Raw genomic sequence first — 21697 nt, 5'->3', positions numbered from 1 at the left:
GGATAAGAAGTTAATCTTCTTTCGTTTTTCTCCACGTAAAGGTATCTTTTTTATGAAAAGCCTCCACATTTTCGGGTTTGAAAGGTAAGTTTCTGAGGTCATCACGCGTTAAAACTTTTGTGGTTTCGCTGCTGAATTCCTTCATTACCTCCAGAATATCATCAGGTGGCGAAGTGGATTTTCTAAGCATGGTGTCAATCCATACTCCTGTGGCTTCAGAGGTAGCGCAATGCGTGCCGTCCGGAAGATAGAATTTGTGAACAAACTGGTAAATACTCGCGTCCTCAGACATTCCTGATATTTCCGCGCTTACGTAAACAGTCTGGTCGGCATAAATTTCTTTGAAAAAAGAATATCTTTCGTGCAGAATCACAGGGCCGATTCCCCATCTGCTGAGTTCCTTCAGGCCCATTTTATGGGTGTTCATAAAAGCCATTCTGGTCTGCGCGCAGTATTCGACGTACGATGAATTTGCCAGGTGCTTGTTGGCGTCGATATCGCTCCAGCGAACTTCAAATTTATAATGATAAAGAGACATTTGATATTTTTTGTAAGGAGCAAAATTAAGCATTAATCATGGGTTAGAAAAATCGTATTTTTGCATGATTCCCGGGGAACCAAAATTAAGACCCTAACGTAAAATAAAAGCCCGCGGAGAGCGAAATCTTGTGAAGAAACAAATCATCATTATTGGCGGAGGAGCTGCAGGTTTTTTCTGTGCGGCTAATTTGGACGAGAATAAATTCCATGTCACAATTCTGGAGCAAAATTCAGATGTTCTACAGAAAGTAAAAATTTCCGGAGGCGGAAGATGCAATGTTTCTCATGCCTGTTTTGATCCCAGAGAACTGGTGAATTTTTATCCGCGCGGAAATAAAGAGTTACTGAGTATTTTTCATAAATTTCAGCCTGGAGATACCATGGACTGGTTTGAACAGCGGAATGTTGCCCTGAAAATTGAAAACGACAACCGGATTTTCCCCGAAAGCAATTCCTCACAGACAATTATCAATGCATTGGTGAACGAAGTTTCAGGGAAAAGATTCACGGTCAAAACGCAGTCTGTAGTATTATCAATTGAGGCCACGGAAACACAGTATCTTATTAAGACGAATAATGCAGACTATCTAGCGGATTATGTAATTTACTGCACCGGAAGTTCTCCGAAATCATTAAAAATGCTGGAAAATCTTGGTCACAAAATGGTAGAGCCCGTTCCTTCGCTTTTTACATTTAATATTAAAAATGATGTTCTGAAAGATTTAATGGGAACCAGTTTTTCTAACGCAGAAGTTTCGATTCCCAAATTAAAAATGGACGAATCGGGACCGATGCTGATTACACACTGGGGCCTTTCGGGGCCTGCAGTCCTGAAAATTTCTGCATGGAAGGCAAGAGAACTTGCGGACTTGAAATACCGCTTTGAAATACTTGTCAATTTTCTGGGAATCGATAGTGAAGATGCGGAACAGATTTTCAAAAAATACCGGCAGGAAAATCCTAAAAAATCTATCGGCACCTCCAAAATTTTCGACATTACCACCAGATTCTGGCACCGGATTCTTTGGCTTTCGAAGGTGGATTTAGACAAAAATATTTCGAGTATTTCGTCTAAGGAACTTCAGCTTATTCTGCAGCACCTGTGTAAAAATTTAATGACAGTTTCAGGAAAATCTACTTACAAAGACGAGTTTGTAACAGCCGGCGGAGTAGATTTAAAAGAAATAAATTTTAAAAATATGTCGTCGAAAATCTTGAAAAATTTCTATCTGGCAGGGGAAGTTCTTAATATTGATGCTGTTACGGGTGGGTTCAATTTTCAGGCCTGCTGGAGTGAGGCATGGCTAATGGCTCAGGATTTGAATACACTCTGATATTATTGCCTCACAATGATTTTTTAAAGATTTATTTTTATTAAATTTGAAAAAATAAATAAGTATAATGAGAAGATTAGCACCCATATTAGCTTTACTGATATTTTTCACTATTGCCTCTTGCCATACACGGGTTGTGAGCAGTAACAGACCGATGCAGAACAACTCTCTTGAACTGTACCAAAAATATACTTTCCAGACGAATGATGCGAGGATCATAAAGATGGAGGTTCTGAAAATGGACGCGGAAAATATTTACGGGAAAACCAAAACAGGTGAAGAAGTAGTATTGAGCAAAAGCAATGTAAGGGAAGCCAAAAAAGTCGACGTGCTGTCATCAATTGCAGTAGGCCTTGCTGCGATCGCAGCTGTAGTTTTTGTTCCTATTTAAGGATATTTCATACATGAGAAAAAAGGAAGCAGTCGTAAACTGCTTCCTTTTTTTTATGCTTAACAGAAAGGGTAAATTTATTTGAAAATCTTCCCTACAATGTTCCCGATTTCCACAAAGTCATCCGCATTTCCGATATCGCGGGTGTGCTTACGGTATTCGGTTTCATTTTTTCGGTACGGGAAAATCAGGAGATAGTTTCTGTTTTTGAAATATTCGTTAAGGTAAGCCGGAACGTTTTGCATCTGCGGCAGAAATGAGACCATTTCACGGTTTGCCATAAATAAGATGAACGCATCATCATCCTTCATTTTATCGAAGATTTTCTGCATTTCAGTCCAGTCATTGAAAATGATAAAAGATGCATCGATATTAACTTTTGCACGGATATTTTCGATCACTTTAATCGTTTTTGCGCCCCCATAAAATTCTATCTTCGATCCTGAATTTCTGGCTATATTCCATACTTTAAGCAATGAATGGAAAAAGCCGGCTTCCAAATGTGCGTTTTCCGGCAGAACTACAAAATATTTCTGAACCGTAGAAATGGGCTGAATGGCATGATACACCAGCGTATTTACAGAAAAATTATTGAGGTAACCACCGTACAGATTAAAAACAAAACTTGCGGACAAACCTTTATCCGGATCTACGGCGATTAGAAGGTCTGTGATTTTATGTTCCTTAATTTCGTTGCTTATCCCCGCCTGGACATCATTGTCAAATCGCTTTAGTGGGGTGATTTTAACATCGGCGGAGGCGCCAATTCTTACAGAATTATCCAGTACTTTGCCGGCGTTTTTTTCAGAAGACTCATTACTGTCATTATTAATAACATTAATTGCGAATAGGTTTTCGGTATTCTTTTTAGATTTTAAGAGAAGTGCGAGATTTGTCATCGCAGCCACTGTTTTCTCATAATGCAGAGCCAGAAGAATTCTCTCATCATCGGGATCCGTTTCCGATATCATATTTTCATTATCAGCCTCGATAATTTTTTCAGCATTTGTCTGTGTGATGAATGAAGAGATCGTGCAGGACACTAAAATTAAAAGGATACTTCCGTTCAGCACACTCTCATTTAGAAGTCTGATAGGCTCTCCGGTTTCGGTTTCACCAATCACAATGTTATATCCTACCATTACCGCGGCCAAAGTTGCTGCTGCTGAAGCAGAACTCAATCCAAAAATAATTCCGCCTTCAGGTTTTGTAAAAGAGAAAGTTCGCTGAGTAGCAACGGATGCAAGGTATTTCCCGCCTATAGACACGGAAATCATTACCAATGCCACTTTAATGGTTTCAAAATCTTTAAAGAACACTTTAGCGTCTATTAACATTCCCACACTGATTAGAAAGAAGGGAATGAAAATAGCGTTTCCTACAAAATCTACCCGGTTCATCAGTGCGGAATTTTGCGGGATCAGACGGTTCATTGCTAGACCTGCGAGAAACGCACCTATAATAGCTTCAATACCTGCCATCTCCGCAAGAAGAGCGGCGAGATAAATCATTACCAGTAAAAAAATATATTGGGAAATCTTATCTTCTACCTTTTTGAAAAACCAACGGCCTATAATAGGAAAGCCAAAAAGAACAACTGCGCCAAATAGGATAATACCCACTGAAAGCTGGATCCAGAAAGAAGCGTTCACTTCACCGGTCGTCATTCCTACCACCACTGCCAATACGAGTAACGCCAGAATATCTGTAATCATGGTGCCTCCTACGGTTATGTTTACCGCAGCATTTTTAGCAACTCCCATTTTACTGACCATCGGATATGATATCAGCGTGTGAGAAGAAAAAAGACTTGCAAACAGAAAGGAAGTAAGTAGGTTGAAGTCTAAAAAATAGTATGCTGTAAGAATTCCCAGTATAAACGGAATGACAAAGGTATAACCGCCGAAGCCTAAACTTTTCCATTTGTTCTTTTTAAATTCCGCCAGATCTATTTCCAGACCAGCCAGAAACATGATATAGAGAAGTCCGGTTGTTCCTGTTACCACAATGCTGCTGTCTCGTGCGAGAATATTGAATCCGTTCGGTCCTACGGCCGCACCGGCGATAATTAGACCGAGTAAATGCGGGACTTTTATCTTATTGAGCAAAAGAGGTGCAAAAAGAATGATAATCAGCACCACTAAAAACTTCAGGACAGGATCCTCGAGTGGGAATGTGAGATGTGAGAAATCCATGATTTATTTTTGGTTTTTTTCTAATTCAACAGAGAATTTCGCTACGCAGCCGTCTTTACCGGTAAAATCGCGGCTTCCTTTTATTTTTCCGTCCTGAAAGCTATTGAGCTTAAAAGTAATCTGGGAACTGTTATTGAGATTTGCACTCGGCTCTGAGGAAAATATAAGGTCATCACCACTTATTTTTGCGGTAAACAATCTTTCGCCGCCCGTCTTATTCGTCATCTTTAGTCCTTGGGGCATAAATTCCCATACATCATTTCTCTGGTCGCCGATTACATGTTCTGGGCAGGTAGATTCTGTGCAGATCATTTTGCCATTCCATTTTCCTAAAATATTCAGGGGTAAACTATTATTTGCGATGGCAGAGTCGTTTGCATTTTTCAGGCTGTCGCGCATCGCGATCAGTTCCTGAAATTCGGCTTCTTTAGCTGCAAATTCTTTTTCTTTAACTATTAATTCCTGTTCCCTCGTGTTAAGATTATTTTCTTTCTGGGATTCTGTGCAGGAATGGAATACTAAAAGCGCAGCAATACATATAATAGATGGAAGTTTCATTGAAAGGAATTTAATATTTTTAAAAATAACAAAAAAAGCCATGACCCGAAAATCATGACTCTACTATTTTTTATAAAAGCGTGTATTAAGCTTTCATTTTTGCAATGACATCAATTCCACCTTTAGTTTTATCACCTATTTTACAGGTTATTTCCGTATCTAACGGTAAAAAGACATCCATTCTGGATCCGAATTTAATAAAACCGAATTCATGGCCAGCTTTAGCCGTATCATTTTCGTTACAATAGAAAACAATCCGCCGGGCAACATACCCTGCAATCTGGCGGAAAACCACTTTATGATTGGTTAAACTTTCAACAGCGACTGTTGTTCTTTCGTTTTCGGTAGATGATTTCTCGTGCCACGCTACGAGGTATTTCCCGGGATGGTATTTTTTGTAAATCACTTTTCCCGAAACCGGATATCTGCAGATATGAACGTTCAGCGGAGACATAAAAATAGAAATCTGAATCGCTTTTCCTTTTATGAATTCATCTTCTTCCACTTCTTTGATCATTACTACCTTTCCGTCAACCGGCGCAATCACATTTTCTTTATGATCCTGAATATCACGGTTCGGAACGCGGAAAAACCAGAAAATCAATCCGTAAATAATCAATAGGGGAAGGATAATCAAAAGAGACCATTCTTCCAGAAAATAAACCGAAAGAAATGCTGCTACTGTAAAAGCGATGCTTGCAACAAGAATGGTTCCGGTAGATTCTTTATGTAATTTCATGAGTTTTTATATAAATTTTTCTAAAATAAAATACAAATATACGACAGGAGCGCAGATAATAAAACTGTCGAGTCTGTCTAAAATTCCTCCGTGTCCCGGAATAATATTTCCGGAATCTTTTACCCCGAAGCTTCTTTTGAGCTGGCTTTCAACCAAATCTCCCAATGGTGCAAAAATAGAAATTAAAAATCCTACTACCATCCAGTTTCCGCGTAAATCCGGATTAAATTTTTCAATAAAAAAAGCGACCACTAATGTCAGTATAACACCGCCTGCAAAGCCTTCCCAGGTTTTTTTCGGTGAAATTTTTGGAGCCATTTTATGTTTTCCGAAAAATTTACCGGTGAAAAAAGCGAAAGAGTCACTGCTCCAGATCAGCACGAAGAGGAAGAAAACCTCTAACGTAAAAGTTTCATCAACGGAAGAAAATTTAGGAAGTCCTAGTGCAAAGCCAAACGGAAGCGCCAAATAAATCACAGTAAAAATGAGTTTTCCGTTATCGTAATATAGTTCCTTGGAGAATCTGAAGAGGGTAATAACGGCAATCACAATAAGTGAAAGTGCTAAAATTTCCGATAAGTTAAAATCGAAATAAAAGCCGTGAAGGAAGAATCTCTTGGAAAAACGGTAAAAAATCAAAAGAATCAATGGGAAAACCAGCCATTTCTCCCAGCTTTTGGGATTGAATTTCATCATCTTCATGCATTCCCATGCTCCGATGAAAAGGAAAAATGTGATTAAGCCATAGAAGAGATTTTGCTGCTGAACAAGGTTTGTAGAAACTTTATTAATAAGTTGTGCGCCAAGCGGCGTAGTACAGAGAACAACGAGCAAACCGTAAATTGCGCCTCCGAAAATCCGTTGAACTAAATTTTTATCCAAGATTTAATGATTATAAGTTAGGGGAATATTTCTTTGAAATTTTTGAAAAAGTCAGAGAATTTAATCTTCGAGCAAAAGTAAGAAAAGTTTTGTATTGTCCTTGTTCGGAGTGTCTAATTTAGAATTGCTTCCGCTGATTGAGGTAAGGTTCCGGATATTTCCGTTGCGTTTTATCTTGCTCATCGCATCATTCAGATTGGTGACAATCTGTGATACATTGGCCATGATAATAATTTTACTTGGAAGTCTTGAAGAATGATAGTGGAGAATATTATTGTGGGAAAGCATAATTCTGCCGTCGTAAGCAATTAAATATTCGCAGGTGATGAAGGCAGCATCATTAAAGAGCTCAAGTTCTTTTGTGTAGGGAACTTTCACCACATCGAGAAAGTTTTTCAAATCGTGGTCCCAACAGAAAACAGATTTCACATCTTCAATTTTCAGAATGTGATTAAGGGTTTGCAAAGCTTCAGCTTCATCTGCACAGTAATTAAAAAATCCGCCGGAATGCGTAAAAAGCTGCGCAAATTTATAATCAAGATCAGCGTTTTTCAACTGATCTCCAAGTTTCACCAAATCCTGATTATCTTCCTCATCAGGCTGGTTTAATATTTTTCCGACAATTTTTTTGAAAAGACTCAATTTCTATTGAATTATGCGATTGTAACTACAAAAATAAAAAATATTATTTGAGGAACTAAATTTATAAAAAAAATCCTGATAATTTGTATGTTAACGTAATTATCAGGATAATATTTTTAAATCTGCGTATTTGATTCAGGTCCCAGAACTGTTTCCGGGGAGTCGCTTTCCGTATGCTGGGTGTTGGATACCGGATGTTCGGTCAGTTCCGGATCCCATGCTCTCTGTCCGAAAACCTCTTCCAGATCTTCTCTGAAAATGACTTCTTTTTCCAGAAGTTTTGACGCAAGAGCATCCAGTTTGTCTTTATTGGCTGCTAAAATATCTAAAGCTCTCTGGTATTGAGTTTCAATGATTTTAGAGATTTCTTCATCGATCATATTCGCAGTGCGTTCAGAATAAGGTTTTCCAAAACTGTATTCTGACTGACCTGAACTGTCGTAGTAAGAAATATTGCCTAATTTGTCATTCAGACCGTAGATCGTCACCATCGCCTGAGCCTGTTTTGTCACTCTTTCCAAATCGGAAAGGGCTCCGGTTGAAATATTTCCGAAAATCGTCTGTTCTGCTGCTCTTCCGCCTAAAGTCGCACAAAGTTCATCGTACATCTGTTCGGTAGTAGTTAGCTGTCTTTCTTCAGGTAAGTACCAAGCTGCACCCAGAGAACGTCCTCTCGGAACAATGGTTACTTTCAGAAGCGGAGCAGCATGCTCAACAAGCCACGAAATAGTAGCGTGACCCGCTTCATGATAGGCAACTCTTCTTTTTTCTGAAGGCTTAATGGCTTTGTTTTTCTTTTCAAGTCCACCGATGATTCTGTCTACTGCGTCAAGGAAATCCTGCTTAGTAACTGATTCGTGACCATTTCTTGCAGCAATTAATGCAGCTTCGTTACAAACGTTAGCAATATCAGCACCGCTGAATCCCGGGGTTTGTTTTGCGAGGAATTCTCTGTCGATATTATCGTCAAGTTTTATTTTAGCCAGATGAACGTTGAAAATTTCTTTTCTTTCATGAAGTTCAGGAAGGTCAACATAAATAGAACGGTCAAAACGGCCAGCTCTCATTAATGCTTTATCCAGAATATCCGCTCTGTTGGTTGCTGCCATTACGATAACGTTGGTATCTGTTCCGAAACCATCCATTTCTGTAAGCAGCTGATTCAGGGTGTTTTCTCTTTCGTCATTTCCGCCTGTGAAATTTCCTTTTCCTCTTGCTCTACCAATCGCATCTATTTCATCAATAAAGATAATCGCAGGAGATTTTACTTTAGCCTGAGCAAATAAATCCCGAACTCTTGAAGCTCCAACTCCGACAAACATCTCTACAAAATCAGAACCTGAAAGGGAGAAAAACGGAACTTTAGCTTCACCCGCCACAGCTTTTGCCAAAAGGGTTTTACCTGTTCCCGGAGGACCAACCAAAAGAACTCCTTTCGGAATTTTACCTCCTAATTTGGTGTATTTTTCTGAGTTTTTAAGGAAATCTACGACCTCCTGAACCTCTTCTTTTGCACCTTCCAGACCGGCAACATCTTTAAACGTTACCTGAACTTTATCTTTTTCATCAAACAGTTTCGCACGCGATTTTCCGATGGAGAAGATCTGTCCGCCGGGACCGCCGCCTCCGCCGCCCATCATTTTTCTGAAAATAACGAAGTAGAACAGTGCCATAATCGCGATCCAGAATAAAGCTGTGAAAAGCAGTTCGGTCATCGGGTTTTTGCCGATTCCGTAGTCTTTTTTCGCAATGAGTGTTGGGTTTTCCTGTTTGATTTTATCAAATTTTTCAAGGAAAAGCTGCAGATCACCAAAACTTAAAGTATAATCGGGTTTTGGAGCAAAATCAAATGCGGAAAAAGGGCTTTTTTCTTTTGCTGTCTGTTTGTTCGCAAGCTCTGTTTTAGCCGCTTTTGTAAGAAATACATCAGCTTTTTCCGTGTCTTTGTATATCATTACATCCTGAACCTTTCCCTGCTGCAGTAATTGGTAAAAGCCTTCTTCATCAATCGTATTCGAAGCGGAGTCTCCGTTTAGATTCGAGAAGAAGAAAAGCAGTACCGCTGCGATCAGTATTGGGAAAAACCAGTTAAATCCTTTATTGTTATTCATATCTTTTTTATAAAAAATTTTGACGAAAAAGGATTCCGTCAAATCTGTAAATTAATTTTCTATTTTGGTGATTTTTGCATCTCCCCAAAGTTCTTCAATATCATAATATTCCCTGGTTTCTCTTTGGAAAACGTGTACGACAACAGAAACGTAATCCAATAAAATCCACATGGCGTTTTCAGTTCCTTCTACATGCCAAGGACGGTCCTGTAATTCGTTTCTTACTTTTTTCTCAATATTTCCGGAGATTGCTGAAACCTGTGTGTTAGAGTTTCCTGTGCAGATGATGAAGGTCTGTGCTACCGAATTTTCGATGTTCGATAAGTCAAAAATCATGATGTCCTCACCCTTTGTATCTTGTATTGCCTCAACGATTTTTTCTGTAAGCAACTGTTTTTCTGTAATTCTGTTCATTAAAAATTTTGTATAATCTGCAAATTTATTGTTTTTTTATTTAATTTAGGTCAAATTTGCCCGTTCTAACTCTTAAAGTTTTCATAAATGACATCAATTATTTACCTGAAAGAATGCGCTTCAACAAACGAAGAAATTTCTCATTTTCTCACTCCTGATGACATTGATTTTCATGCGGTTTACACTTTCAGTCAAACGAAAGGCAAAGGGCAATATGGTAATTCCTGGGAATCTTCAGAAAATTTAAATTTAGCTTTTACGCTTGCGGTTCCTTCTGACCGTATTAAAATACCGAATAATTTATTCAATTTTCATACCGCGGTACTGTTGGCTGATTTTATTGCCATAATGACAAAAATTCCGGTAGAAATAAAATGGCCGAATGATATAATTATTAAAAATAAAAAGGTATCGGGGATTTTAATTGAGAAAAAAAACATGCACGGAACTCCGTATTTTATCATCGGAATCGGACTCAATATTTTGCAGACTGATTTTGTTCATCTTCCGAAAGCGGGTTCACTATTGACGCAAACGGGTTTGACATTCAATCCGGACGAAGTGGCTCACTCGCTCTATAATTTTTTACTGGAGCATTTAGCGCATGAAATTGCAGAAGAAGAAATTCTTGAAAAACTCAATCAGAAATTATTCAGAAAAAATGTTGTTTCGGTTTTCAATCTAAATGGGTTAAGACAAAATGGCATTATTAAAAATGCTGATGAAAACGGTTTCCTTTGGGTGGAGCTGGAAAATGACGGTCTGAAAAAATTCTACCATAAAGAAATTGAACTTCTTTACTGATTGGCGCGCTTAAAATAAAGAAAGAGCGCAACCGGACCGAATACAAGATTTGGCAGCCACATAGCAAACAGTGGTGTTAAAGTCTTGTTTTCTGAAACTACTTTCAATACTTCAAAAGAAAAGACAAATACAAAGGCCAGCGCAATTCCGATGGCGAGGTTAAGACCAAGGCCGCCACGTTTTTTCTGCGATGATAAGCTCAGTCCCAAAATGGTGAGAATAATTACCGAAATCGGCATTGAGGTTCTCTGGTAAAGCTCATTCAGGTAACTGTTCAGGTTGGCGTTTCCTTTTTCTTTTTCGCGGTTGATGAATTTAATAAGTTCCGGCGTGGTTTTATTCTGGCCCAGCAAAACATCAGGGAAAAGCTCTTCGGGCGGATGTCCGAAACTTTTGGTCATTGAATTTCCGTTGGACAGTTTTTCTGTTTCGTCCTTATTAATGGTTTTTTCCAGGTAATTGTTCAGTAGAAAGTGATTTTTTGTCTTTTCCCAGGAAAATTCGTTCGCATTGAGCTGATAAATTAATTTCCTGTTTTTATCAAACTTCTGATAAATAAATCCTGATCCGCGTTTTTCTTTTTTGTTGTAACTTTTAATGAAAATATATTCGGTTTTCGATAGTTGTGTGGATACTTCGGCGCTGCCCGTGAACTGTTCGCGGTTTACTGCGCTGTAAGTATAAGGTTCGAGTTCATTTTTCTTAATATTGGCGAGCGGCAGCACAAAATGATTGATAAGGAGTGCAATAACCGCAATGAAGCTTGAAGTCATCAAATACGGTCTTGCAAAACGGTGGAAGCTGGCTCCGGAGCTGATTACAGCGACAATTTCAGTGTTGTTTGCAATTTTTGAGGTAAAGAAAATAACCGAAATAAAAACCAAAATCGACATGAAAGTAATGATCAGGTTGATGATCCAGTAAGGATAAAAGTTAACGAGGAATTCAGTTACGGTAAAACCGTTGGACTCAATCCTTGGCGCTTTCGCCTGCACATCGATGACCAAGACAATAATCGTCAGCAAACCCAACATGAACCCAAAAGTCCCGAGGTATTTTTTGATGATATATAGATCTATTATTTTCATTGAATTTCAGAGCAAATTTTTAAAGTCTTTGTTTGAGCACAGGAATAACAGAATCTTTCCATTCATAAAAATCGCCTGCTACGATGTGCTCTCTTGCCACTTTTACCAATTCCAGATAAAATGCAAGGTTATGAACCGAAGCGATCTGTTTTGCTAAATACTCTTTCGCCACAAAAAGATGACGGACATACGCTTTCGAATATGCTGAATCTACATAACTCGTACCGAATTCATCCAAATTCGAAAAATCGTTTTCCCACTTTTTGTTTTTCATGTTCATGATGCCGTTCCAGGTGAAAAGCATTGCATTTCTTGCGTTTCTTGTCGGCATCACGCAATCCATCATGTCAACGCCAAGTCCTATAGATTCGAGGATATTCCACGGAGTTCCTACTCCCATTAGATATCTCGGTTTGTCTTTCGGTAAAATATCGGTTACTTCATCGGTAATTCGGTACATTTCCTCTTCCGGCTCGCCTACTGAAAGTCCGCCAATCGCGTTTCCTTCAGCATTTTGTTCCGAAATAAATTCTGCAGAAATTTTTCTCAAATCAGAATAGGTAGAACCCTGGACGATTGGGAATAATCTCTGTTTATGGCCGTAAATTTCAGGGTTTTCGTTCGTCCAGTTGATGCAGCGTTTCAGCCACCGGTGGGTCATTTCCATGGAGTCTTTTGCCAGATTGTAATCACATGGATATGGCGTACATTCGTCAAAAGCCATGAAAATATCTGCTCCGATCTGGCGCTGGATTTCCATTGATTTTTCAGGAGAAATAAAATGAAGGCTTCCGTCAATATGAGATTTAAATTTCACGCCTTCTTCGGTAAGCTTTCTTGATTTTGACAAAGAAAACACCTGATAGCCGCCGGAATCTGTAAGGATAGGCAAATCCCAGTTCATGAATTTATGTAAACCGCCCGCTTCCTGCATGATCTCCATTTTAGGGCGCAGATTAAGATGATAAGTATTTCCCAGAATAATCTGTGCTTTTATGTCTTCTTTAAGTTCGCGCTGGTGCACTGTTTTTACTGAGGCCACCGTTCCCACAGGCATAAAAATTGGGGTTTGGATGGTTCCGTGATCTGTAGAAATGGTTCCGGCTCTCGCTTTTCCGGTTGTGGTTTTGTTGATTTCGAAAAATGGGGACATCATATTATCTTGCAAACGCAGGTACGTTTTTGTTTTCTTTTAATTTTTTCTCAATATATTCTTTAGCAGCCGGGTCTTTTGTCAAGACAATTTCCTGGGCATTGTTAAGGATTTTGTCTATGTCTCCGGTTGCAGTGTAAAATTTGTAACTTTCAATGAAATCAGCAGCATTGATATTTTGCTTTTTCAGTGCATATCGGGTTGCGTTTTCAATATTGGTATCAGGGATGAAATTGTTGAGCTGATCATTCATCGCAAATTCTGCAATAAGTTCGGACATCTTATCTTTTTCAATAAGGTTTTTGGGTGGATCTATCAGTTCGGAGCAGCTCAGCATCAGAAATGATAAAATAACAAAAAACAGATTTTTCATAATTTCCCGATGATTGATTTCCATTTCAGGTTTAAAACCCCAAAAACGGCTTCGTGAATAATGCCGCCATTCATTTTGCTTTCACCCAATTCTCTGTTGGTAAAAATGATAGGAACTTCAACTATTTTAAATCCTTTTTTAAATGCGCGGAACTTCATCTCGATCTGAAATCCGTAACCTTTTAACTTGATATCATCCAAGCCGATTTCTTGCAGCACTTTTCTCGAAAAACAGACAAATCCTGCAGTGGTATCGTGAATGGGGATTCCTAGAACAGCGCGGACATATTTGGACGCGAAATAGGAAAGTAAAACTCTTCCCATCGGCCAGTTTACCACATTTACTCCTTTGGAATAACGCGAACCAATGCTCATGTCGGCCTTTTTACAGGCTTCAAATAATTTGTTCAGATCTTTCGGGTTGTGTGAAAAATCGGCATCCATTTCAAAAATGTAATCGTAGCTGTTTTGCAGCGCCCATTTAAAACCGTGGATATATGCTTTTCCTAGCCCGTCCTTTACTTTACGGATGCTTAAATGCAGAACGTGCGGGTGGTTTTTCTGTAAGTTCTTTACGATTTCAGCCGTTCCGTCGGGTGATGAATCGTCGACGATAAGGATATGGAAATCCTCTTCCAGCGTAAAAACTGCTGAAATAATACTTTCAATATTTTCCTTTTCGTTGTACGTCGGGATAATGACGAGTTTCTTCATCCGTGTAATTAATTTGCAAAGATAAACTTTTCCTGCTTTCTTTTTTTGCAATTTCTGTGCACCGGAATAGCCATACTTTTAATTGGTAATAAAACTCAGAATTTATTGCTTTTATATTCTTATTTTTGCAAAAAATTGATCAATTGATAAGAATTGCACAGCAAAACGATTGGGTTGTATTTATACTGATCGGCTGTATTTTCCTTTATATATTTATGCTTATTTCTTTGCGGCGGGATTCTACTGTGTTAGAGTTTCTGACTCAGAAGTTTGCTGATTCCACCAATAATTATCTGAGCTGGATCATTATAAGCATTGTATTTTCCATTGTGTTTGCCGTATTTCTTTCATTTTATGTGCCCACAGTTCCTCAAAAGGTAAGCGAGATAAAACTTTCAGGATATGAACTGAATAATTTCGGATTTACATTCCTGACGGTAGGATCATTTTATTTTGTAAAAAACATTTTAACCTATATTTTCTTTGCCGGAACTGGATCTATAAAAAAATGGCAGCTTTTTTATTTTACAGCCTCCAAGTTTTATTTCTGTTTCTCGTTGGTGGTGATGATCTTATGTGTAGTGAACAGCTTTTATACGGTAGATCAGTTACAGATGTCGAGCTACTGTTTTATCGGGTTTTCGCTGATCTTTTTGTTTAAACTCCTTTATTACCTCTTCCACAATAATGGCATCCTGCCCGAAGCATGGTATTATAAATTTTTGTATATTTGCACCCTCCAAATTATACCGGTTTTGGTACTTTGGAAAGTATTATTTTTTTAATTATTTGATGATGAAAATTAAATCTATATTAGTTTCGCAACCTGCGCCCAACGAATCTTCACCATATCTGGAGATGGCAAAAAAGGAAAAAATCAAAATTGATTTCAGACCTTTTATTCATGTTGAAGGCGTAGATGCTAAAGAACTGAGAACACAAAAAATTGACCTTACCCATTACACAGGTATAATTTTCACCAGCAAAAATGCAGTGGATAATTATTTCCGTCTTGCGGAAGAAATGCGTTTCGCGGTTCCCGATTCAATGCGGTATATCTGCCAGTCGGAAGCTATTGCGAACTACCTCCAGAAGCATATTGTATACAGAAAAAGAAAAATTTCTTTTGGTGAGAAAACTTTCGCTGATCTGATGCCGCTGTTCAAGAAATTTCCGTCGGAGAAGTATTTGCTTCCAGCTGCAGAAACTTTAAGTCCGGATATTCTGAAAGTTTTAGAAGCTTCGCCTATTGACTGGACGAAAGCAACAATGTACAGAACGGTATCCAGCGATCTGAGCGACATCAGTATTAAAGATTACGACATGCTGGTATTTTTCAGTCCTCAGGGAATCAGATCTTTAGGAATGAATTTTAAAGATTTCAAACAGGAAGACACCAAAATTGCTGTTTTCGGTAATACTACGGAATTAGCCGCTACAGAAGCCGGGCTGAGAGTTGATGTAATGGCGCCAAGCAAAGAAACTCCGTCGATGACGATGGCTATTGAAAAATACATTAGAACGATGAATAAATAATATTTTATTCCGATTTTGATATTTAAGGCCGTCTTTTTCTCTGATTAAGATGGTTTTTATTTTTTATAAATCATAACTTTATGGGCTTTTTAATCAAAAGAAAACGTCCATCCAATTACGCTACATTATGAATGCTCCAAAAGCAAAAAAGATAGAAAAATTTCTCGAAATTCATGGCGACAGAAGAGTTGATGATTATTTCTGGATGAATGACAGAGAAAATCCGGAGGTTATCAAATATCTGGAAGATGAAAACGCTTACTGCGATTTCGTAATGAAAGATACTGAGGAATTTCAGAAGTTTCTTTTTGATGAAATGAAAGCCAGATATAAAGAAGATGACGAAAGTCTGCCTTATTTTTTCAATGAATACTGGTATATTGTAAGATATGAAAAGGGAAAAGAATATCCGATATTCAGCAGAAAATATCAGACTTTAGAAAACGGAGAAGAAATTCTGCTTGATGTAAATATCCTTGCGGAAGGGGAAAAATTCTTTGAAATAGGAAGCGTCGCCGTTTCTCCCAACAATAAACTCATGTCTTTTTCCTCGGATAATTTGGGAAGACGCATTTATACCATCAGTTTTAAAAATCTTGAGACTGGTGAAGTTTTTCAGGATCAGATTTTAAATACAACAGGAAAAGCGGTTTGGGCAAATGACAACGAACACGTTTTCTACATCAGAAAAGATCAGAATCTGCGTGCCTTTCAGGTTTTTATGCACAAGCTGGGAACCGACGCCTCACAGGATGTTTTGGTTTTTCATGAAGAAGATGAAACTTTTGATGTGAACGTTTTTAAAACCAAATCTTTAGAATATATTTTCATTTCAAGTTCAAGCACTATTTCTGATGAGATGCGTTTCATTCCTGCGGACAATGTTTTGGCGGACTGGACTATTATTCAGCCAAGAATTGATGATCTGGAATATTCTGTGGAACATTACGAAGATGAATTTTATATCATTACCAATACCGATGAGGCCACTAATTTCAAGATTGTAAAAACGAAAGTTGCACATCCGGGAATGGAAAACTGGGTAGAAGTAATTCCGCACCGGAAAGAAACTTTATTGGAAGGTTTTGAGATTTTCAAAGATTACCTGGTTATTGAAGAAAGAACCGAAGGGCTTCTTTATATTAAGATTATAGAAAACCAAACCGGGAACTCGCATTATCTGGAATTTTCAGATCCGACTTACACTGCTTATATTGGGTTGAATTTAGAATTCAATACCGAAAAACTGCGGTTTGGCTATACTTCGCTGACGAAACCAAGTTCTACTTTGGAATACAACATGAAGGAAAGAACCACCAAAATTCTTAAAGAGCAGGAAGTTTTAGGCGGAAAATTCTCCACTGAAAATTATATTTCCGAAAGAATCTGGGCGCCTTCCCGAGACGGAAAAAACCAGGTTCCGATTTCTTTGGTTTATCACAAAGACACCAAAAAATCTGCAGATACTCCGTTGCTTTTGTACGGTTATGGAAGTTACGGTCACACTGTGGACGCAAGTTTTTCAAATGTGAGACTTTCAATTCTTGACAGAGGATTTATTTATGCAATTGCCCACATCCGCGGAGGCGAATATTTAGGAAGAGAGTGGTATGAAGACGGCAAAATGCTTTATAAAAAGAATACTTTCTTCGATTTTATTGATGCAGCCAAGTATTTGGTTTCCCAAAATTATACCTCAGAAAAACATCTTTACGCAATGGGCGGAAGTGCGGGCGGACTTCTGATGGGTGCGGTGATTAATTTCGAGCCGGATCTTTTTAACGGAATTGTAGCGCAGGTGCCTTTTGTGGACGTGGTGACGACAATGTTGGATGAGACTATTCCTCTGACGACTGGCGAATTTGACGAGTGGGGAAATCCGAAAAAGAAAAAATATTACGATTATATGAAATCGTATTCGCCCTATGATAATATTGAGGCCAAAAATTATCCGAATATGCTCATCACGGCAGGTTTGCACGATTCTCAGGTTCAGTATTGGGAGCCCGCGAAATGGACGGCAAAACTCCGGGAGCTGAAAACAGATTCAAACATGCTGCTTTTCAAAACCGATATGAGCGCTGGTCACGGCGGTGCTTCAGGAAGATTCGAATCTTTGAAGGAGGATTCTTTAGAATATGCTTTTTTACTTAAATTAGAAAATAAAATCGATGGAAAATAAATCAGACAGCCAGCTTTGGGAAGAAGTGGAAGCGTTTTTCGTTGAAAATTTTGATACCGATAAACATCCGCAGATCGACACCATATTGTTTTTAATCGGTGTTCAGGAACTGGGAAGCGGACAGCAGAAATATACGAAAGACGACAAGCTCAATATCCTGCATATTGCGGTTTGCAGGCTTTTAGAACCTTTCGGGTACTTTAAATTTTCGCATTACGATGATGACGGTTATCCGCATTTTGATGAAGTGGAACAGTTGCCGGAGCTGAAACCGAATGAACAGCAGATTCTGATGAAAAAAGCGATCATTCAATATTTTATGGATGAAGAGCTTTTCAAATAACAAAAAGACTGATTGTGAGATCAGTCTTTTTTAATGAGAAGTTCTGAAAGCTGATTCAAGCCTGTTTTGAAACCTTCTTCAAAACCCATTTCTAGAATCTGTTTCATGTCATTTTCAGAATTGAAATGGATATTCACGGTCAGTTTTGTGCCTTCTTCAACGCCGGTAAAACCGATCAGCCAGTTCACCGAAGGAAATTCAGTGTTGAGATTTCCGTTTTCGTCCGTGAAAAAGTCGGAGCAGGAAATGCTTCTGTGGAAAGTGATTTCCTGATAATTTACGCCGGCAAAATGCGTTTCGTTTTCCGGTCCCACCATTGCGTAATTCCAGGTACCGCCTTCACGAAAATCTAATTTTCTGGTTTCGCATTTCCAGGGTTTTGGTGCCCACCATTGATCCAGCAGTTCTGGTTTGGTAAAATAATCCCAAACAATTGCGACGTCCTCGTTATAAACATTCATGAGGTAAATGCTCGCCGTATCAAAATCCTTATTAAATACAATTTCAGATTCCATAATGGTAAATTTTAACAAATTTAATCCTTTATTTTTTATGTGACTGATTTCAAATAAGATATATTAGGGTTTTAGAAATAATATGTTAAAAAAAAGTATTTTAAGAAATTAAACACAATATTTGTACGTTTTTTATGTTTTAATAATCATAAAATCAGTAATTTTAACAATTCAAAATTAAAAATTCTGTAATGAATAATAAGTTTATTCCGTTTATCTCTGTACTGATGACGATTTCAATGATTGTTTTCGTCACGTTACAGTTGTACTGGATTAAAGAACTCTACTCCGCCCTTAATCAGGATTTTTCGAATAAGGTATATTCTGCATTAGAATCGTCTTCATTAAAAACGCAGCAGCTGGAAGTGGAAAAATATCTGAATAAGGATTATAAAAATTTCGCCAAAAATGTTGTAGACAGCAGCAATCAGCCTACGCAAACATATATTCAGCAGAACTCGGATTCTGCAAACAGATCTACCATTACTTTCCAGAAAAGTATTGTCGAAAACCAAAATTTCCCAATCTCTCAGAAGGGCGACAGTTTGAAACTTACCAAACTTTACACAGACGAAGGTATTCTGAAAATCAAAAAAGAGCGGAACTCTTCGCAACCGCTAACCGCGCAGCTAAGCAAAGACATCAATAACAATACTTACGCGCTGAAGGAATTTGCCAAACTGAGTGCTTCAAATTTACCTATTGAAAAAAGGGTAGATGCGGAAACGCTGGATTCTGTGCTTTCAAAAGAATTAAAACTGAACGGACTCAATACCAAATTCGGTTTTGCAGTGATGGACAGTAAAAACAGAATTACCAAGGTAGTGAACAGTATTTATGTTGACCAAAAAGACAAAGGAAATTACACTTATCCGCTTTTTACTGACAGCAAAGACCGTACGCTTTATACCATTTCCCTGGTTTTTCCGCGCAAAGATTATTCACTGGCGAAAAATAATCTGCCGATGCTTCTCGGAACTTTCATGTCGTTATTGACGATTTTAGGAATTTATATTATTTCCATTAATTATATGATGCGTCAGAAAAAAATTGCGGAGGTGAAAACCGACTTTATCAACAACATGTCGCACGAGTTTAAAACGCCGCTTGCAACCATTTCTGTAGCTACCGATTCTTTGGCGAATGATAAAATTGCAACCAATCCGGAAAAAGTGAAATATTATTCGGGTCTGATAAAACAGGAAAATCTCCGGATGAAAAAGCAGGTGGAAAACGTGCTGAACATGTCCAAGCTTGAACGTAATGAAGTGAAATTATTCCTTAGAGAAACCGATGTTAGATCCCTGATTAAAAGAATTACAGAATCTTTCGGTTTGATTGTAGCTCAAAGGAACGGAACGTTAACCCAGGAATTTAATACGGAAAAGTATAATTTCAAAATTGATGAATTTCATATTTCGAATGCCTTGGTGAATTTACTCGACAATGCCAATAAATACTCGCCGGAAGTGCCAGAAATTAAAGTAAAAACCAGAAACGAAGGAAGCTGGTATGTCGTGGAAATTTCAGATAAAGGAATGGGCATGGAAACTGATAACCGATCTCGGATTTTTGAAAAATTCTTCCGCGAAGAAACCGGAAATATTCATAATGTAAAAGGACAGGGGCTTGGGCTTTCGTATGTGAAAAAGATTGTCGAACTGCACAAAGGACAGGTTATCGTAGATTCCCAAAAAGGAAAAGGAAGTACCTTTACGATAAAGCTGCCGATGAATCTTTAACTGTATTGAGTAATTAAGTGATACTATTTTAACATCAAAAATTAAGGCAGGAAGGAGACTTTTAACCTTAATCAACCAAATTTAAATAAATGAAATTATGAGCAACAGAATCTTATTAGTAGAAGACGACCAAAGTTTTGGGGCTGTTTTAAAGGATTATTTAACCATAAATAATTTTGAAGTCACCCTTGCAACCGATGGCGAACAGGGATTGAAAGAATTTACAGAAAACGAATTCGATATTTGTATTTTTGATGTCATGATGCCGAAAAAAGACGGTTTCAGTCTTGCGGAAGATGTAAAAAGAATTGATAAAAACACCCCGATTATTTTCCTCACGGCAAGAAATATGCGCGAGGATATTCTGAAGGGCTACCAGTTAGGCGCGGATGATTATATCACCAAGCCTTTTGATACGGAGCTTCTGCTTTACAAGATTAAAGCGATTTTGCAGAGAAGTGCAGTTCTGGAAGATGAAGAGCAGGAGCAGTTCAAAATATCCAATATTTTCTTTGATTCAATGCTGCGTCAGCTGAGAGTTGGCGATAATGAATACAAGCTTTCACCAAAGGAAAATGAATTGCTGAAATTGCTTTGTATGCACAGAAACGATTTCATGCCGAGAGATCTGGCCTTGAGAAAGATCTGGAAGAAAGAGAATTATTTCACCGCAAGAAGTATGGATGTTTATATCGCGAAACTGAGAAAACTTTTGCGTGACGATGAAGGTCTGGAAATCATCAACGTTCATGGTGAAGGTTTCAGACTGTTGGTGAAAAATTAATTGCCGATAAGACAAAAACTAAAAAAAGCTCCGGAACTTCCGGAGCTTTTTATTTGGTTGATCAGATGTTTATTATTTTGCTTCTACACAGAAAACACGGTATTGAATAGCAATTGCGCCGTTAAAATGCTGCTTGATTTTCGCAAGATCAGCTGCAGCGCTTTGCTTCGTCAGATAACTTCCTGCAAGCACTTTATAATTAGGTCTTAAGGATGCGTCAATTTCTACTTTCATATTGGGGAACCTTCTGCGGAAGAACATTCCGACTTCCCGGGCTTCTTCATTGGTTTTTACAACAGAGAGCTGAATCTTGTATCCCATAATTCTTGGGTTTCTTCTGCATATTTCCGCTCTGGAAAGTTCTTTTTCGGGTACAACAATCTTTGGAGCTGTAGATTTCGGAGCTCTATCTTCACCGTAACCTATGTTGGTGGTGGCACATTTGTCTTCGATATTTACCAGCAGATCATTCACTTTTTTATCCATGCTGATGGTAAGTGGAGTTCCGGATATGGTGTCGTTTTTTACAACTTGCTGTGCGTCAATTACATTAATTACAAAGAAAGAAAGGGCGGTGAATATTTTAAGAATATATTTCATCAAACATTAATTTGGGCAAATTTATAACAAATAAAAATTATACCAACATTTGTTATTT

Annotated in this window: 23 protein-coding genes; 9 read left to right on the top strand and 14 right to left on the bottom strand. The window is 38.2% G+C overall.

The genetic code is table 11. From position 1 onward, the window contains the following. Positions 1–10: 10 nt before the first annotated feature. Positions 11–538 (bottom strand): acyl-CoA thioesterase, encoded by a 528-nt coding sequence (locus KSK37_RS11150; protein WP_088359459.1) that lies wholly within the window; start codon positions 536–538, stop codon positions 11–13. A 130-nt stretch (positions 539–668) separates the two neighbouring features. Between KSK37_RS11150 and KSK37_RS11145 the strand changes: the two genes are divergently transcribed. Together KSK37_RS11145 and KSK37_RS11140 are read left to right on the top strand one after the other, a co-directional pair. Continuing rightward, a complete protein-coding gene (locus KSK37_RS11145) occupies positions 669–1874 on the top strand; it encodes a BaiN/RdsA family NAD(P)/FAD-dependent oxidoreductase (RefSeq protein ID WP_343216990.1) in 1206 nt (401 codons plus the stop codon). A 67-nt stretch (positions 1875–1941) separates the two neighbouring features. Further along, the gene (locus KSK37_RS11140) at positions 1942–2265 is read left to right on the top strand and encodes a bacteriophage spanin2 family protein (RefSeq protein ID WP_144264859.1); all 324 of its coding nucleotides are present in this window, start codon (positions 1942–1944) and stop codon (positions 2263–2265) included. 77 nt (positions 2266–2342) lie between these two features. Here KSK37_RS11140 and KSK37_RS11135 read toward each other — a convergent pair whose 3' ends face one another. From KSK37_RS11135 to rsfS, 7 genes are all read right to left on the bottom strand, one after another. Next, positions 2343–4460: a cation:proton antiporter gene (locus tag KSK37_RS11135; protein WP_217201566.1), complete on the bottom strand. Its 2118-nt coding sequence runs from the start codon at positions 4458–4460 to the stop codon at positions 2343–2345. Positions 4461–4463: 3 nt separating this feature from the next. Beyond that, the gene (locus tag KSK37_RS11130) at positions 4464–5018 is read right to left on the bottom strand and encodes a hypothetical protein (protein WP_217201564.1); all 555 of its coding nucleotides are present in this window, start codon (positions 5016–5018) and stop codon (positions 4464–4466) included. Between the two features lie 85 nt (positions 5019–5103). Further along, positions 5104–5757: a phosphatidylserine decarboxylase family protein gene (locus tag KSK37_RS11125; protein ID WP_217201562.1), complete on the bottom strand. Its 654-nt coding sequence runs from the start codon at positions 5755–5757 to the stop codon at positions 5104–5106. 6 nt (positions 5758–5763) lie between these two features. Continuing rightward, complete coding sequence (locus KSK37_RS11120) at positions 5764–6639, bottom strand: phosphatidate cytidylyltransferase (RefSeq protein ID WP_217201560.1); 876 nt, start codon at positions 6637–6639, stop codon at positions 5764–5766. A gap of 60 nt (positions 6640–6699) precedes the next feature. Further along, on the bottom strand, positions 6700–7281 hold the full coding sequence (locus tag KSK37_RS11115) for an LUD domain-containing protein (RefSeq protein WP_217201559.1): 582 nt from the start codon (positions 7279–7281) through the stop codon (positions 6700–6702). A gap of 116 nt (positions 7282–7397) precedes the next feature. After that, on the bottom strand, positions 7398–9392 hold the full coding sequence (gene ftsH / locus KSK37_RS11110) for an ATP-dependent zinc metalloprotease FtsH (RefSeq protein WP_217201557.1): 1995 nt from the start codon (positions 9390–9392) through the stop codon (positions 7398–7400). A gap of 51 nt (positions 9393–9443) precedes the next feature. Then, a complete protein-coding gene (gene rsfS, locus KSK37_RS11105) occupies positions 9444–9806 on the bottom strand; it encodes a ribosome silencing factor (RefSeq protein ID WP_088359232.1) in 363 nt (120 codons plus the stop codon). A gap of 87 nt (positions 9807–9893) precedes the next feature. Between rsfS and KSK37_RS11100 the strand changes: the two genes are divergently transcribed. Beyond that, positions 9894–10610 (top strand): biotin--[acetyl-CoA-carboxylase] ligase, encoded by a 717-nt coding sequence (locus KSK37_RS11100; protein ID WP_217201555.1) that lies wholly within the window; start codon positions 9894–9896, stop codon positions 10608–10610. On the opposite strand, the gene KSK37_RS11095 is transcribed toward KSK37_RS11100, so the two are convergent. The 4 genes from KSK37_RS11095 to KSK37_RS11080 are packed head-to-tail and all read right to left on the bottom strand — an operon-like array spanning position 10604 to position 13937. Continuing rightward, positions 10604–11698, bottom strand: coding sequence for an LptF/LptG family permease (locus tag KSK37_RS11095; protein WP_088359234.1), 1095 nt, complete (start codon positions 11696–11698; stop codon positions 10604–10606). The genes KSK37_RS11100 and KSK37_RS11095 overlap by 7 nt on opposite strands. 19 nt (positions 11699–11717) lie before the next feature. Then, the gene (gene tgt, locus KSK37_RS11090; RefSeq protein WP_217201553.1) at positions 11718–12854 is read right to left on the bottom strand and encodes a tRNA guanosine(34) transglycosylase Tgt; all 1137 of its coding nucleotides are present in this window, start codon (positions 12852–12854) and stop codon (positions 11718–11720) included. A gap of 1 nt (position 12855) precedes the next feature. Next, positions 12856–13224 (bottom strand): DUF4296 domain-containing protein, encoded by a 369-nt coding sequence (locus KSK37_RS11085; protein WP_217201551.1) that lies wholly within the window; start codon positions 13222–13224, stop codon positions 12856–12858. After that, positions 13221–13937: a polyprenol monophosphomannose synthase gene (locus KSK37_RS11080; RefSeq protein ID WP_217201549.1), complete on the bottom strand. Its 717-nt coding sequence runs from the start codon at positions 13935–13937 to the stop codon at positions 13221–13223. The genes KSK37_RS11085 and KSK37_RS11080 overlap by 4 nt, the downstream gene beginning before the upstream one ends. Positions 13938–14080: 143 nt before the next feature. Here KSK37_RS11080 and KSK37_RS11075 point away from each other — a divergent pair, with 143 nt between their 5' ends. The 4 genes from KSK37_RS11075 (at position 14081) to KSK37_RS11060 (ending at position 17998) form a co-directional block, all read left to right on the top strand. Continuing rightward, complete coding sequence (locus KSK37_RS11075) at positions 14081–14722, top strand: DUF4271 domain-containing protein (protein ID WP_246566526.1); 642 nt, start codon at positions 14081–14083, stop codon at positions 14720–14722. Positions 14723–14732: 10 nt separating this feature from the next. Then, complete coding sequence (locus KSK37_RS11070) at positions 14733–15473, top strand: uroporphyrinogen-III synthase (protein WP_088359462.1); 741 nt, start codon at positions 14733–14735, stop codon at positions 15471–15473. 127 nt (positions 15474–15600) lie between these two features. Further along, on the top strand, positions 15601–17655 hold the full coding sequence (locus KSK37_RS11065; protein WP_217201547.1) for a S9 family peptidase: 2055 nt from the start codon (positions 15601–15603) through the stop codon (positions 17653–17655). Continuing rightward, on the top strand, positions 17645–17998 hold the full coding sequence (locus KSK37_RS11060; protein WP_088359239.1) for a hypothetical protein: 354 nt from the start codon (positions 17645–17647) through the stop codon (positions 17996–17998). The genes KSK37_RS11065 and KSK37_RS11060 overlap by 11 nt, the downstream gene beginning before the upstream one ends. A gap of 20 nt (positions 17999–18018) precedes the next feature. Here KSK37_RS11060 and KSK37_RS11055 read toward each other — a convergent pair whose 3' ends face one another. Next, positions 18019–18513, bottom strand: a complete 495-nt coding sequence (locus tag KSK37_RS11055) for an SRPBCC family protein (protein WP_217201545.1) — start codon at positions 18511–18513, stop codon at positions 18019–18021. A gap of 191 nt (positions 18514–18704) precedes the next feature. Between KSK37_RS11055 and KSK37_RS11050 the strand changes: the two genes are divergently transcribed. After that, positions 18705–20255 (top strand): sensor histidine kinase, encoded by a 1551-nt coding sequence (locus KSK37_RS11050; RefSeq protein ID WP_217201543.1) that lies wholly within the window; start codon positions 18705–18707, stop codon positions 20253–20255. Between the two features lie 97 nt (positions 20256–20352). After that, on the top strand, positions 20353–21039 hold the full coding sequence (locus KSK37_RS11045) for a response regulator transcription factor (protein ID WP_088359242.1): 687 nt from the start codon (positions 20353–20355) through the stop codon (positions 21037–21039). Between the two features lie 72 nt (positions 21040–21111). On the opposite strand, the gene KSK37_RS11040 is transcribed toward KSK37_RS11045, so the two are convergent. After that, positions 21112–21639 carry an SPOR domain-containing protein gene (locus tag KSK37_RS11040; protein ID WP_217201541.1) on the bottom strand — a complete coding sequence of 176 codons (528 nt, stop codon included), beginning with the start codon at positions 21637–21639 and terminating at the stop codon, positions 21112–21114. Between the last annotated feature and the right edge of the window lie 58 nt (positions 21640–21697).

Origin of the sequence: Kaistella soli (assembly GCF_019038595.1) — a bacterium.
Lineage (GTDB): Bacteria > Bacteroidota > Bacteroidia > Flavobacteriales > Weeksellaceae > Kaistella > Kaistella soli.
Note: the sequence above shows the minus strand (reverse complement) of the source record. Positions and strands in the feature narration are given on the sequence as shown.